At 33.4% G+C, this 14,350-nt stretch carries 15 protein-coding genes; 12 read left to right on the plus strand and 3 right to left on the minus strand.

Features of this window, described 5'->3' with window-relative positions; genetic code table 11:
* The first annotated feature begins 13 nt into the window (after positions 1 to 13).
* The 7 genes from BXU10_RS18740 (at position 14) to BXU10_RS18770 (ending at position 8,512) form a co-directional block, all read left to right on the plus strand.
* Positions 14 to 1,234, plus strand: a complete 1,221-nt coding sequence (locus tag BXU10_RS18740) for a peptidoglycan DD-metalloendopeptidase family protein (protein ID WP_078229065.1) — start codon at positions 14 to 16, stop codon at positions 1,232 to 1,234.
* 24 nt (positions 1,235 to 1,258) lie between these two features.
* Positions 1,259 to 1,879, plus strand: coding sequence for a hypothetical protein (locus tag BXU10_RS18745; RefSeq protein WP_078229066.1), 621 nt, complete (start codon positions 1,259 to 1,261; stop codon positions 1,877 to 1,879).
* A 37-nt stretch (positions 1,880 to 1,916) separates the two neighbouring features.
* Complete coding sequence (locus BXU10_RS18750) at positions 1,917 to 2,573, plus strand: hypothetical protein (RefSeq protein ID WP_078229067.1); 657 nt, start codon at positions 1,917 to 1,919, stop codon at positions 2,571 to 2,573.
* A gap of 92 nt (positions 2,574 to 2,665) precedes the next feature.
* Positions 2,666 to 4,303, plus strand: coding sequence for a glucose-6-phosphate isomerase (gene pgi, locus BXU10_RS18755; RefSeq protein WP_078229068.1), 1,638 nt, complete (start codon positions 2,666 to 2,668; stop codon positions 4,301 to 4,303).
* Between the two features lie 320 nt (positions 4,304 to 4,623).
* Positions 4,624 to 7,410, plus strand: a complete 2,787-nt coding sequence (locus BXU10_RS18760) for a TonB-dependent receptor domain-containing protein (RefSeq protein ID WP_078229069.1) — start codon at positions 4,624 to 4,626, stop codon at positions 7,408 to 7,410.
* Positions 7,411 to 7,516: 106 nt separating this feature from the next.
* Positions 7,517 to 7,939, plus strand: a complete 423-nt coding sequence (locus BXU10_RS18765) for a hypothetical protein (RefSeq protein WP_078229070.1) — start codon at positions 7,517 to 7,519, stop codon at positions 7,937 to 7,939.
* 87 nt (positions 7,940 to 8,026) lie between these two features.
* On the plus strand, positions 8,027 to 8,512 hold the full coding sequence (locus BXU10_RS18770; protein WP_078229071.1) for a septal ring lytic transglycosylase RlpA family protein: 486 nt from the start codon (positions 8,027 to 8,029) through the stop codon (positions 8,510 to 8,512).
* A gap of 15 nt (positions 8,513 to 8,527) precedes the next feature.
* Here BXU10_RS18770 and BXU10_RS18775 read toward each other — a convergent pair whose 3' ends face one another.
* Positions 8,528 to 8,983 carry a DinB family protein gene (locus tag BXU10_RS18775; RefSeq protein WP_078229072.1) on the minus strand — a complete coding sequence of 152 codons (456 nt, stop codon included), beginning with the start codon at positions 8,981 to 8,983 and terminating at the stop codon, positions 8,528 to 8,530.
* A 73-nt stretch (positions 8,984 to 9,056) separates the two neighbouring features.
* On the opposite strand from BXU10_RS18775, the gene BXU10_RS18780 reads away from it, so the two are divergent.
* Complete coding sequence (locus BXU10_RS18780; protein WP_078229073.1) at positions 9,057 to 9,413, plus strand: arsenate reductase family protein; 357 nt, start codon at positions 9,057 to 9,059, stop codon at positions 9,411 to 9,413.
* Between the two features lie 332 nt (positions 9,414 to 9,745).
* On the opposite strand, the gene BXU10_RS18785 is transcribed toward BXU10_RS18780, so the two are convergent.
* Positions 9,746 to 10,648 carry an IS982 family transposase gene (locus BXU10_RS18785; protein ID WP_078227759.1) on the minus strand — a complete coding sequence of 301 codons (903 nt, stop codon included), beginning with the start codon at positions 10,646 to 10,648 and terminating at the stop codon, positions 9,746 to 9,748.
* Between the two features lie 241 nt (positions 10,649 to 10,889).
* Here BXU10_RS18785 and BXU10_RS18790 point away from each other — a divergent pair, with 241 nt between their 5' ends.
* From BXU10_RS18790 to nadD, 4 genes are all read left to right on the plus strand, one after another.
* The gene (locus tag BXU10_RS18790; protein WP_078229074.1) at positions 10,890 to 11,750 is read left to right on the plus strand and encodes a YicC/YloC family endoribonuclease; all 861 of its coding nucleotides are present in this window, start codon (positions 10,890 to 10,892) and stop codon (positions 11,748 to 11,750) included.
* 64 nt (positions 11,751 to 11,814) lie between these two features.
* Positions 11,815 to 12,387 carry a guanylate kinase gene (gene gmk, locus BXU10_RS18795; protein ID WP_078229075.1) on the plus strand — a complete coding sequence of 191 codons (573 nt, stop codon included), beginning with the start codon at positions 11,815 to 11,817 and terminating at the stop codon, positions 12,385 to 12,387.
* Between the two features lie 121 nt (positions 12,388 to 12,508).
* Entirely contained in the window at positions 12,509 to 12,874 is a 366-nt protein-coding gene (locus BXU10_RS18800) for a four helix bundle protein (RefSeq protein WP_078229076.1), read from the plus strand.
* Positions 12,875 to 12,966: 92 nt separating this feature from the next.
* Positions 12,967 to 13,548 (plus strand): nicotinate (nicotinamide) nucleotide adenylyltransferase, encoded by a 582-nt coding sequence (nadD, locus tag BXU10_RS18805; protein ID WP_078229077.1) that lies wholly within the window; start codon positions 12,967 to 12,969, stop codon positions 13,546 to 13,548.
* Between the two features lie 198 nt (positions 13,549 to 13,746).
* Here the strand turns inward: nadD and BXU10_RS18815 are convergent, their stop codons facing one another.
* Complete coding sequence (locus BXU10_RS18815) at positions 13,747 to 14,343, minus strand: rhodanese-like domain-containing protein (RefSeq protein ID WP_078229079.1); 597 nt, start codon at positions 14,341 to 14,343, stop codon at positions 13,747 to 13,749.
* Between the last annotated feature and the right edge of the window lie 7 nt (positions 14,344 to 14,350).

The raw sequence follows: 14,350 nt of genomic DNA on the forward strand, positions 1-14,350 counted from the left end.
AAAAAATAAAAATTTGAAAAAAGCATTCGTAATTATAATTCTCTTATTTTCAATTATTTCATGTGAAAAAACAGAAGAAAAAATTGAAACTAAAATTAGTAAACCAAAAACTAAAAAGGTTGAGTTTGGGTTTAATTACGCTGATTTTAATGTCGTCCATGATACAGTACAAAAAGGGGATTCTTTCGGGTCAATAATTCAGGGTCAAAATATAGGAGAAAAACAGGTTTATGATATTGTCGAGCAGGTAAAAGATTCTTTTAGTGTCAGAACTATTCGCTACAATAAGCCTTATACCATTCTTCGGTCCAAAAATAAAACCAATAAACTGCAGGTTTTTATTTATCAGCCAGATGCGCTTACTTATTATGTCGTAGATTTTAGAGATAGTATTGCAAAAGCTTATAAAAAAGTAAAACCTGTTACCCTAAAACGAAAAATTATAGGTGGTGTTTTAAAAAGCTCACTTTCAGAAACCTTAGGGAATAATAGTGTTGAGGCTGCTCTTGCCAGTAGAATTACCAAAGTTTTTTCCTGGTCTATCGATTTTTTTAAACTTAAAAAGGGCGATCGTTACGGACTAATTTTTACCGAACGTTTTATAAATGGTAAAACATACGATGGAGTGGAGGAACTCGAAGCTGCTTTTTTTGAATACAAAGGAAAAATTGTATACGCTTTTCCGTTTGTGAAAGATACCCTTTCAGGAAAAATTGAATATTATGACGATGAAGGAAAAACACTGAAAAACTTCTTCTTAAAAACACCAATCAAATTTAGCCGAATCACTTCAAGATTCACAATGAACAGATTTCATCCAGTACAACATACCTGGAAAGCACATAAAGGGACTGATTATGCGGCTCCCAGAGGAACTCCAATTTCGACAACCGCTTCCGGAACAGTGGAGCAAACAGGTTATACTGCCGGAAACGGAAATTTTGTAAAAGTAAAACACAACGGAACTTATTCGACTCAATATCTCCATATGTCTAAAATTTTGGTCCGCCGAGGTCAGCGTGTTAATCAGGGCCAAACGATAGGCCTTGTTGGAAGCACAGGTTTGGCTTCAGGACCACACGTTTGCTATCGATTCTGGAAAAACGGAATTCAGGTTGATGCCTTGCGACTTAATTTACCAACCGGCGAATCTCTGGCCGGCAATTATAAAGAGCGTTTCTTTAAACAAATCCAACCTTTAAAAAGAGAGTTAGACAGTATTGGTAATCTTTAGCAATTCTTAAAAGCAAGAGAAAAAATGAAGAATAAACGTATTAAAGAAACTCTTGATGAAACTTTTTCAGATTTGAAACTCTTTTACAGAGATACTAATCTGACTGATACCTTAATTGAGAATTATAAAGTTGGACAGATAATTAAGGAAAAAGGATTTACCGACATGACTTCTATAGGCGGTGGCCTTTCGGGAAATTTGAGGTATTTAATTGCCAGTGCAAATGCAAAAGATATTTCAAAATTTAATCCTGATTCTTCGAAAATTGGTCATTTTCTTTTGGATGAGATTTCGTTTTTTAAGGTTTTGTATATCCAAAAAAGCGAAAATAAGACACAGATTTTCCTGCTTCATATTCCGGATAATGCACTTTCACTTTTTAAGAATTCAACTTCCAATATTGAAGAAGAAATAATAGAAAAAGCGAAACAGAAATTTAATACAAAAATAAATTCGCCTTTAATTCCGGAATTGCAAACAGAAAACTGGAAGGAAAGGACAAAATCACCAATTGGGATGAGTGATAACGGTGAACTTTTTTTTGATGATTCAACTATAAAAACTGAAGAGCCAAAAAGAATAGAAATCAATAAGGCGCAGAAAACTATTGAAATTAATAAAAAACCCTGGTGGAAGATTTGGTAATTATATTGCCTTCTAAAACTTAAATACCTATATAATTATGACTGAAAATCTGACTGTTTTTCAAAGTTTTCCAACATTGAGTCAGGCTCGTGAAGTCGAGTCATTATTAAACGAAAACAATATAAAAACTGTTTTGGCAGATAACATTCCTCCATTGGATGTTACTTTTTCGGGAAGCACTTTGCAAAATCAATATGAAATAAAAATTGATTTATCAGATTTTGAAAAAGCCGGGGCTGTCATTGAAAAAGATGCCGAAAATATTCTTGATAAAATTGATCCGGACTATTATTTGTTAAGTTTTACCAATGAAGAATTATATGAAGTTCTTTTGAAATCTGATGAATGGAATATTTTTGATTATAAACTGGCTCAAAAAATCCTGAAGAGCAGAGGCAAATCGATTGATTCAGAAATGCTTGCTTCTTTAAAAAAGCAACGATTAGAAATTTTAGCAAAACCGGATGAAAATCAAAAACCCTGGATACTAGCAGGTTATTTGTTTTCGTTTTTAGGAGGAGGAATTGGAATTGTTATTGGATATTCATTGTGGACTTCAAAAAAAACGCTGCCAAATGGAGACAGAGTTTATTCCTATAATGAAACTGACAGAAAACATGGTAAAACTATATTTATAATAGGTCTTATCGTTTTTCCATTGGCACTTATTCTCAAAATACTAACCAATGTATAAATCGTTTTCGTAACTAATTGCCCCGTAAAGAAGTATTAAATAGTTATTTCAGTATTTTTGTATTTCTAAAAAAAAACTACAATTTTATAAAAATGGCTTTAAACACAACAAACCCAACCGGGACTGAAGCGTGGAAAAAACTGCAAAACCACTTTAACGCAATTCAGAACACTACAATACAGGAATTATTTCAGCAAGATGATAATCGTGTCGCAAAATTCAACTTGCAATGGAATGATTTTTTGGTCGATTATTCTAAAAACAACATTAGTGAGGAAACTATTTCGCTTTTGTTGGAATTAGCGAATACAATTGGCTTAAAAGACGCGATTGCTGATTATTTTGGAGGAGAAATCATCAATCAGACTGAAAACAGAGCGGTTTTGCATACAGCTTTACGTGCGCCTGAATCGGCAGTTATAAAAGTAGACGGAGAAAATGTAATTTCGGAAGTTTACGAAGTAAAAAATAAAATTAAAAACTTCACAAACGAGGTAATCTCAGGAGAAAGAAAAGGTTTTACCGGAAAAGCGTTTACAGATATCGTAAATATTGGTATTGGAGGTTCGGATCTTGGTCCTGTAATGGCAGTTGAAGCCCTGCAATTTTATAAAAATCACTTAAATGTACATTTCGTCTCTAATGTAGACGGTGACCATGTGAACGAGGTGATCAAAAAATTAAATCCTGAAACAACTTTATTTTTAATTGTTTCTAAAACATTTACTACTCAGGAAACATTATCGAACTCAGAAACCATAAAAGAATGGTTCCTGAAATCGGCTTCTCAGGAAGATATAGCCAAACATTTTGTGGCGGTTTCTACTAACATTCAAAAAGTAACCGAGTTTGGAATTAATCCTGACAATGTTTTTCCAATGTGGGACTGGGTTGGCGGAAGATTCTCTTTATGGAGTGCAGTTGGTTTAAGCATCGCTTTGGCAGTTGGTTTTGATAACTATAATAACTTACTAAAAGGTGCTAATGAAATGGACGAACATTTCAAATCGGCAGAATTTGATCAAAACATTCCGGTAATTTTAGCTTTGTTAAGCGTTTGGTACAATAACTTTTATGGTGCCGAAAGTGAGGCTTTGATTCCGTACACTCAATATTTGCAAAAACTGGCTCCATACCTGCAACAGGCAACAATGGAAAGCAACGGTAAAAGTGTTGGGCGTGACGGAAAACCGGTTAACTATCAAACCGGAACTATTATCTGGGGAGAGCCTGGAACAAATTCGCAGCATGCCTTTTTTCAGTTGATTCATCAGGGAACAAAATTAATTCCAACTGATTTTATCGGTTTCATAAAACCATTATACGGAAATAAAGATCATCACGATAAACTGATGTCTAACTTTTTTGCACAGACAGAAGCATTGCTGAACGGAAAAACTGCTGAGCAGGTACAGGCAGAGTTTGACAAACAAGGACTTGCTGCTGAAAAAGCGTCTTATTTGTTGCCATTTAAAGTTTTTACAGGAAATAAGCCAACCAATACAATCCTGATTGAAAAGCTGACTCCTAAAAGTTTAGGATCCCTGATTGCGTTGTATGAGCATAAGATTTTTGTACAAGGAGTAATTTGGAACATTTTTAGTTTTGACCAATGGGGAGTAGAACTAGGAAAACAATTGGCGAATTCAATTTTAGATGAAATTAATTCTAAAACGGTAAAAACTCACGATAGTTCGACAACTTTTTTACTTAACCATTTTTTAAAATAAAGAAATAGTTCCTGTTAATTTTTTAAAATACTAACGCCTTGATTTGAGCAAATCAAGGCGTTTTTTGGTTTAAAATGTAAGATTAATATAGTGTAAATGCTTGTTTTTGAAACTTTAACAGATTTGTGTGCTGTGTTTTTTTATGTTTTTAACAAAAATAAGCAGTTTAAATTTAAAAAATCATTCTTTTATTTATTGAAAAAATGAAAATTCGTTTTAATACTTAACAGAATAGACAAAACTCATGTTTCTTAACACTTTGATAACATTATCTGATTAAAATGTTATAATTTTGCCAAAAACAAATAACGAAACAACAAATGACGACAATGAAAAATTGGTTACTCACGGGACTATTGTTTATGGTAGTTTCAACCGTATTTTCTCAAGGAAAAGTTATCGGTACAATTACTGATGGAACAACTGGTTCTTTACCAGGAGCAAATGTGGTGATTAAAGGGTCTACTACAGCTACTTCAACAGATTTTGATGGTAAATTTACAATCGAATCTACAACTAACACAGGAGAAATAGTTATATCTTTTCTGGGTTATCAAAGCCAAACTGTTAAATTTTCAGTTTCAAATGGCTCAACTACAAATTTAGGAATCATTACTTTGATTTCAAACTCAAACGAATTGAGCGAGATTGTGGTTAAAAGTACTACAGTAGATATTGCTAAGGATAGAAAAACTCCTGTTGCTGTTTCTACAATTAGAGCTGCAGAAATTCAGGCAAAACTAGGAAACCAAGAGATTCCTGAAATGTTAAAAAGTACTCCGTCTGTTTACGTAACTAAATCTGGTGGTGGCTTTGGAGATTCAAGAATTACAGTTCGTGGATTTAGTCAAAACAATGTTGCTGTAATGGTAAACGGTATGCCGGTTAACGATATGGAAAACGGAGCCGTATATTGGAGTAACTGGGCTGGATTATCTGATGTTACTTCTTTCATACAGGTACAAAGAGGTCTGGGATCTTCAAAATTAGCTATTGCTTCTGTAGGGGGTACTATGAATTATGTAACTAAAGCTTCTGATTTGAAGGAAGGTGGTACAGTTGGTACTTCTTTTGGTAATGATAATTTCTTCAAATCAAACGTTTCTTACAATACAGGAAAATTAGACAGTGGATTGTCAGCGTCAATTTTATTTAGCCACACTCAAGGTGATGGATATGTTGACTCAACTAAATTTAACGGAGATAACTACTATGTAGCTCTTGGTTATGCTACAAAAAATAATAAGCACGATTTCCAATTTACATTTACTGGTGCTCCACAGTGGCACGATCAAAGGTCTACGTTTATAACTATAGCTCAATATCAAAAATACGGTACTACTGATGATCCAAACATTAAATATAATTCTGACTGGGGTTATAAAAATGGTGAATCTTTTAATATGGTAAGAAATTACTATCACAAACCTGTAGCTTCATTAAACTGGGATTTCAAAATTAATGAAACTTCAAAATTATCTACAGTAGCTTATGTTTCTTTCGGACGTGGAGGAGGATCTAGAGGTGCCGGTGGTGCTGGAAACAATAATTATGCTAGTGCTGTATTTAGAACAGCAGACGGTCTAGTTGATTATGATAAAATCGTACGTTGGAATACAGGTAACGAAGTTATCAGATTTAACAATACAAACAATACTCGTGCGACAAATGGTACAACTGGTCAATTCCAGAACAGTTCTAACACAGGAAGAACTGGATCAGGCACACCAACTTCTCCATATGTTTTCAATAATACTTCAGGTATTTCTCAAATTTCTTCTGTTAACTCACACAACTGGTACGGAGCAATTGTTAACTTCAACAAAAAATTATCTGATCACTTAACTTGGGATCTTGGAGTTGATGTAAGAGGATATAAAGGTCTTCACTATCAAAATGTAAACAACCTTTTAGGAGCAGATACATATATCGATAACTTTGATGTAAACAATCCAAACAGAGTTTTAACAAACACTTATTCTACATACGCTCCTTGGAATGTATTTAAAGATACTGACAAAGAAGAAAAAATCAACTTCAACAACGATGGTGATGTAAGATGGTATGGTGGATTTACTCAGTTAGAATATTCTACTGATAAATTTACTGCATTCGTTCAAGGTGCACTTTCTCAACAAGGATTTAAAAGAGTTGATTACTTTAAATACTTGTCTTCAAATCCATTATCTAGTACAGATTACGAAAACATCTTAGGTGGTAACGTAAAAGGTGGTGTTAACTACAACATCAACGAGCATCATAATGTTTTTGTTAACTCAGGATACTACTCAAAACAACCATTCTTTAACGCTGTTTACCCAAACAACGCTTCATTAGTAAATGGTAACTTAACAAATGAGAAAATCTTTGGTATTGAAGCTGGTTATGGTTTACGTACACAAATGTTTACTGCAAACTTAAACTTTTACCGTACTTCTTGGAAAGACAGATACCAAAGATCTAATGACGGAGCTGCTGACAACCCTGGAGGTTATTTTGATTTCGCTGGAATTACAGAAATTCACTCAGGTGTCGAGTTTGACGCTACTGCTAAATTAATTAATAAACTTACTCTTACTGCAATGTTTTCTGTTGGAGACTGGCAATATGAAGGAACAAGTACAAGTAACCGTTATGACTCAGGAAACAATCCTATCGGTGGAGGAACTCCTATAACATTATACCTTGATGGTGTAAGAGTTGGTGATGCTGCTCAAACTACAGCTGCTTTAGGTGCCGTTTACGAGATTTTACCACGTTTTACTGTTGATGCAAACTACAACTATAATGACAAATTATACGCTGCAATTTCTCCAGGAAACTTTACATCTGCAACTAACAGAGGTGCATTACAATTACCATCTTACGGTACAGCTGATGCTGGATTATCTTATAAATTGTTAGTGGGTAAAAACAAAGACAACTCTGTAGGTTTCAGATTAAACGTAAACAACGTTTTTGATTACACTTACATTGCTGAAGCAAAAACAAATATATTTGCAGCTGATGTTCCTACTGTTTCAACATACAAAGGTATTGCTACTACAAATCAAGTATACTTTGGTTTCGGTAGAACGTGGAACTTTGCATTACGTTACGATTTCTAAAAATTTAGAATCTAAATAAATAATTAAAAACGGCATTGACTTTTAGTTTAATGCCGTTTTTTTTTAACCTTTTTTGTTATATTTGTTTCAAACAAAATATTAATCTATGTATCATTTTATTCAAAAACTCCACTCCGGCTGGGCTTATTTGGCATTATTACTTTTATTAGTCGCTGTTGTAAATGCCATTCTAGGGTTTACTTCAAAAAAAGAATTTACAGCCAGGGATCGCAAAATTGCTTTATTTGCATTAATAGGTACTCATACACAATTGTTAATCGGATTGATACTTTATTTTGTGTCTCCGTTAGGGAAAGATTCTTTAGGACAAATGTCAAATGCAGCTCTTCGATTAACTTCATTAGAACATCCGTTAATCAATATCATTGCTATTATTCTAATTACAATAGGATGGTCAAAACATAAAAAATTAATCAATAGTGAAGCAAAATTTAAAACATTTTCTATATTTTACGGAATAGGTTTATTGCTTATTTTAACTAGAATTCCCTGGAACTTATGGTTCTAAAAAAACCAAAATAAGCCCTTATTCAGGGCTTTTTTTATCTCGGCATATTATTTGTACAAACTCCCCAAGTCTGAAAAAAAATAAATTATGAGGAATAAAAAAAACATTCTGCTCTCTATTCTTTCAGTAACTCTCTTTAGTTGCTTCACCTACGTTATGAGCCAGAGTAAGCCGGTTGAAAACAAGGTTTCTCAGGATACTTTAAAAACAGATAAATTAAAAATGCTGCCTTTAAGCGATTCTGTTTTTAGTATTGAAGGCTTAAAATTAAAAACCTATAAAAAATCGGCTCATGCTTCCTACTACCATGATCGGTTTAATGGGAAAAAAACTGCAGACGGCAGCAGATTTAATAATAATAAATATACAGCTGCCCACAAAAAACTCCCTTTTGGTACTAAAGTAAAAGTAACAAATGAAGCCAATGGAAAGTTTGTTATCGTTAAAATAACCGACAGAGGTCCTTTTGTAAAAACCAGAGAAATAGATTTGTCGAAAAGAGCTTTTATGGATATTACCAATAGAAAAGGAGCAGGAGCAATGACTGTAACAATAGAAACTATTGAGAATTAAAAAATCCGAAAGTTTCTAAACAAACTTTCGGATACTCATTATTATTCCGGTGTGGGTGCCCTCATGGTAATTGTTGAAAGATAAGGCATCTTCAACATTACGAAGTGTAAATCCCATACTTGTAGTATACTCTCTATAATTCACAAAAATTTTATCTGCATAATCTTTTTGGACCTGATGAAGTGTTTCTGAAAGTAACCGTCTGATTTCGTCCACTTCCGCTTGCGAAACATCGCCTTCCGGTTTGGTTCCTTTGCTGTATCGGGCAATAAAATCTTCTGAAACTTTTGACGGCAGTCCCGATAATTTATAGACTAAACTCTGTTGTGCAGCTATACAATGTGCGATATTCCAAATCAAATTATTGCTAAATCCTTCCGGAATTTTATTTAATTGTTCTAATGAATGATTGTCTAAAATCTTCAATAAAATTTCTCTGATTGTCTTTTGTACTTCGAAAACTGAATTCATAAATTTTTTTTAATAAAATTAGACAATTTTAAGTTGCAATGATTTTTCTTTGCACCGAAATAAACTAAAAATTATGAACAAAATATACTACTTAGCCTCCTGCGATACCTGCCGAAAAATTATCAAAAGCTTACCAAAAGACAATGATCTGGTTTTTCACGATATCAAGCAAAATCCGATTACTGAAACTGAGCTGGAAGAAATGTACCAACTGTCCGGAAGCTACGAAGCGTTATTCAGCAAGAAAGCACAACTGTACAAATCAATGGATTTAAAAAACAAATCACTAACCGAAGCTGATTTCAAAAAATACATTCTGGAGCATTATACTTTTTTAAGCCGTCCGGTTTTTATTATTGACGGTAAAATTTACATTGGGAACAGCCAGCAGAATATTCTGCAGGTTATGAAAGCTTTAGGAGAAAAATAAATCCGGAATTTTCTCAGGATTAGGGTTTGCGTTAGGAATTACTTCACATGATTTTTATTTTTTAATCAGTGAATTTTATTTAAAGTGGAAATCCTTTTTTGTGCTTTTCTGCCTGAAAAAAGATTACTTCGTCAGTTCGCTAGCGCTCGGACAATGTCATTTAGTTAAGGATTAAAAGATAAAATGATTGCTGAATTTTGATTTCTGATATAAAAAATCTCGCAAAAAGGACAGTCTAAATATTTAGTTACAACAAATCTGAAATCAAAAATCGTTAACCCTCAATCTAAAATCTCTTAACTTAATTAACGTGAGTTCGATGTAAACAATAATTAAGCTACAAGCCTGTTGTTTTCAAAATCAATATTTATAGAAGGCTTTTTAGGGAAGAAAGAATAGGCTATTAGTGCTGATAATAAATTAGTTATAAAGTTATCAAAACTTCTGTGTCTTGTATGTTCTATTTGACAAATATTTTTCAATTGATCATAAACAGTTTCAATTAATGAGCGCTTTCTTAGCATAATTTTATCTTGTAAAAGCATCATACTATTTTTCATGTTCTTTTTGATTTTAGTAATCAAATGCACACCATCTATAAAAAGCTGTTCAAACAAATCTTTTCCAATATATCCTTTGTCACCAAAAAGTTTTCCAAAAATTCTTTTGTGAAAGTTATTGCTTTTTAAAGGTTCTCTATCATCAACATTGGCTTGAGTAAAGATAAAATCAAGAATTTCTCCCTTATCATTTATAATTAAGTGTAATTTAAACCCAAAGAACCATCCCGTTGAAGTATGCCCTTTTGTAGCTAAATCTTTGAATGTTTTATGCTGTTTTTCCCGTCTAATATGGCATGCTCTCAAAGGGGTAGAGTCAATTATAGAAATTCCTGTGCATTGACCTAAACAGCAGGTTTTCAAAAATAGGGCCATTGGTACAGCGGTTCTTTTTTGAAGTTCCACAAATCTATTGTAAGACACAAGGTTTGGAAATTCGTTATTCAAATGTTTTCCTATATAAAACAAGTAAAAATGTTTTAAGTTTTTGAAACCCATAGTGTGAAATAGCACTAAAATGGTTATAACTTCACTATCTGACATAATAAATTTTCGGTTTCTTTTCTTTGGAGCCTCTTTTTCTTTTAAGCTATGAGCAGCTATAGTTTTATCAAATTCTTTACAGAATTCGTCTATAAGAAAGTAAATTTCAGTAATTTTATTCGCATCTAACATAGAGGTGGTTTTAAATGTAATTAATTGTTTGTCAGGCTTTAATATACATAAACCATCTCTATTTTTCAAATATATCCTTCCTTTTTTATGTCGAACTCACGTTAATTACATTGAGCGATCGTGTGCATTGGATAGCCCGGCCTTTGGGCAACCCCCAATAAATTTCAAAACTATATGTCATGAAACTAGAAACCTTCTCTGTAAAGTTTTTTAGTATCTTTGCGCCTTTATACTCAATTATATGATACAATCGATGACGGGTTTTGGTAAAGCTTCTTTGCAATTGCCAACGAAAAAAATTACTGTAGAAGTAAAATCTCTGAATAGTAAAGGTTTAGATCTGAATGTGAGAATGCCTTCGGTTTACCGTGAAATGGAATTGGGTTTGCGTACCCTGATTTCGACCAGACTGGAAAGAGGAAAAGTCGATTTTGCGATTTATGTCGAAAGTACATCTGAGCAGACTTCTACCAAAGTAAATGTACCGGTTGTAAAAAATTATATTGCCCAGTTAAGAGAAGTTTATCCGGATGCTGATGAAACCGAGCTGATGAAAATGGCAGTTCGTATGCCGGACGTTCTAAAAACAGAACGTGAGGAGATTGACGAAAACGACTGGGAGCAGATTCAGGTAATCATTCATGAGGCTTTACAAAATATTTTGAGTTTCAGAAAAGACGAAGGAGAATCGCTTGAGAAAGAATTCAATCTTAGAATAGGGAATATCCGTCAATACATGGAGGATGCTTTGGCATTAGATCCGGAAAGAGTTCAGGCTATAAAAGACCGTTTGCACACAGCAATTTCTGAATTGCAGGTTAATGTTGATGAAAATCGCTTCGAGCAGGAACTGATTTATTATTTGGAAAAACTGGATATTACAGAAGAAAAAGTTCGTTTAACCAATCATTTGGATTATTTTATTGAAACTTTAAACGGGAGTGAAGCAAATGGTCGTAAACTAGGCTTTATAACTCAGGAAATGGGTCGCGAAATCAACACAATGGGTTCAAAATCAAATCATGCCCAAATGCAGAAACTGGTGGTGATGATGAAAGATGAACTGGAAAAGATTAAAGAACAGGTACTAAACGTATTATAAAGTAATCAGTAAGTGAATACTAATTAGCTGTTCACTAATTACTAATTACTAATTACTAATAAAAATGAATAAAGGAAAATTAATTGTTTTCTCTGCACCATCAGGATCAGGAAAAACAACGATAGTAAAACATTTACTGAAACAGGAAGATTTAAATTTAGAATTTTCAATCTCAGCAGCTTCACGCGACCCACGCGGAGAAGAAGTCAACGGAAAAGATTACTATTTTATTTCGCTGGAAGAATTCAAAAAACACATCAAAGCTGAAGATTTCCTGGAATGGGAAGAAGTGTACCGCGATAACTTTTACGGTACTTTAAAATCGGAAATTGAAAGAATCTGGGCTTTGGGTAAAAATGTAATTTTCGATATTGATGTTGCCGGAGGATTGCGCATCAAACATAAATTTCCGGAACAGACTTTAGCCGTTTTTGTAAAACCACCAAGTGTTGACGAACTAAAACGCCGATTAAAAGAACGCTCTACAGAAAGCGAAGATAAAATCAATATGCGTATTGCAAAAGCTTCGGTTGAACTGGCTACTGCGCCACAATTTGATGTGATTATTAAAAACTATGATTTGGCTGTGGCTTTGGAAGAAGCGCATCAGTTGGTGAAGGATTTTGTTTCTAAATGAGTGCTTAGTCCTTAGTTTTTTAGTCCTTAGTCTGTTGTTGAAAGTACTGAGTTATTAAGTGGTGGATATTATATTCCTAAGTTCTTAGTCCTTAGTTTGTAATTAGAAGTTTAAAAAATATATGAGCGGAGTTAAATCGTATAAAGAATTACTTATTTGGCGAAAGGGAATCAGGATTGTTGTTCTGGTTTATAAATTAACAAGAGACTTTCCGAAAGAAGAAATATATGCTTTAACAAGCCAGTTAAAAAGAGCGAGTGTTTCAATTCCTTCAAATATTGCTGAAGGTTTTGGACGACAAACGGATAAATCCTTTAATCATTTTTTGAATATAGCCAGAGGCTCATTAAACGAAATAGAAACCCAATTAATTATCGCAAAAGAATTAGAATTCATTTCTAATGATATCTTGTTTAATGAAATTATGTTTTTAATTGAAGAAGAAAGCAAAATGATAAATGCTTTTTCAAAAAATCTAAAAGAATAATTTATCATTTTAGTCCTTAGTATTAATGATTAAGAAGAATACATTAAGTTTTAAAACTAAGGACTAACAACTAATAAACTAAGGACTAAACAATGAAAATAGGCCTCTACTTCGGAACATACAACCCCATTCACATTGGTCATTTGATTATTGCGAATCATATGGCTGAATTTGCCGGTTTAGATCAGGTTTGGATGGTGGTTACGCCTCATAATCCGTTAAAAAAGAAAGCTACTTTACTCGATGACCATCACCGTTTGCAAATGGTGTATCTGGCAACGGAGGATTTTCCGAAAATAAAACCTTCGGATATTGAGTTTAAATTGACCCAGCCGAATTATACGGTAAATACGCTGGCACATTTGCATGATAAATACCCCAATCATGAGTTTTCACTGATTATGGGAGAGGATAATTTGAAAACACTTCACAAGTGGAAAAACTATGAAGTACTTTTAAATAATCATGATATTTACGTTTACCCGCGTATTTCAGAAGAACCGGAAAATAGCGAACTAAAATCGCATCCAAAAGTTCATATTATTGATGCGCCTGTTGTAGAAATTTCGTCTACTTTTATTCGGAAGAATATCAAAGATGGAAAAAACATTCAGCCGCTTTTACCTTCAAAAGTCTGGGAATATATTGATCATAATAATTTTTATAAGAAATAATTTTCCATACAGTTTTACGCAATCTTGTCATTCCGACGAAGGAGGAATCTTCGTTGCTAGATCGACACAGATTGATATTCTTTGCGGAGCTACTTACGAAGATTCCTCGTTTATCAGAATGACAAACATAACGCAAAAAACAAGTCATAAAAAAAGCCTGAATGGATAAAATTCAGGCTTTCATTTTTATGATGTTTGTTATTTCACTTCAGTTCCTTCAAACGTTATTCTCGAATCATTTACATTGACCAGTTCATCCAGTTCATAGATATTTTTATATCCGTAGCCATAAAGGTTAATATGCGTTGGAATGTTTAATGCCAGCATAATGGGTTTTCTGTTGGACAGAATTTGGGTTTCTATATTGGTTTTTGGTTTCGCCATTTTAGAAGCAAAATCTATTGGATCCCCATCGAAATTATTATTACAGTAAATCAATATTCTGGTATTGGGATCCGGAATTAACTTTAAAAGGTTTTCCTGTGTAAAGTCAGTAAAATCCAGATGAATCGCACCTTTTAAATGTTTTCTGTTGAAACGAAAATCTGAACGGGAATCCAAAATTACGGTGTTTTCTTCCTTTGCCATTTTCAAAAAAACATCCAGACTCACTAAGTTTTTTTCTCGTTGCTTTTCTAATTCGGTTACCAGATTTTTAAAATCATCATAGTCAACCAGTGCTTTTGGATACTGTTCTTTCTCTGCCATCTTTTTTGTTTGATTTGATGTTTGTGAATGAGCAATTCCGGTTATAAAAAGGCTTCCTGCTAAAGTTATAAGAGATGTAATTTTCATAGTTTAT

Source organism: Flavobacterium sp. LM4 (assembly GCF_002017935.1).
Taxonomy (GTDB): domain Bacteria; phylum Bacteroidota; class Bacteroidia; order Flavobacteriales; family Flavobacteriaceae; genus Flavobacterium; species Flavobacterium chungangense.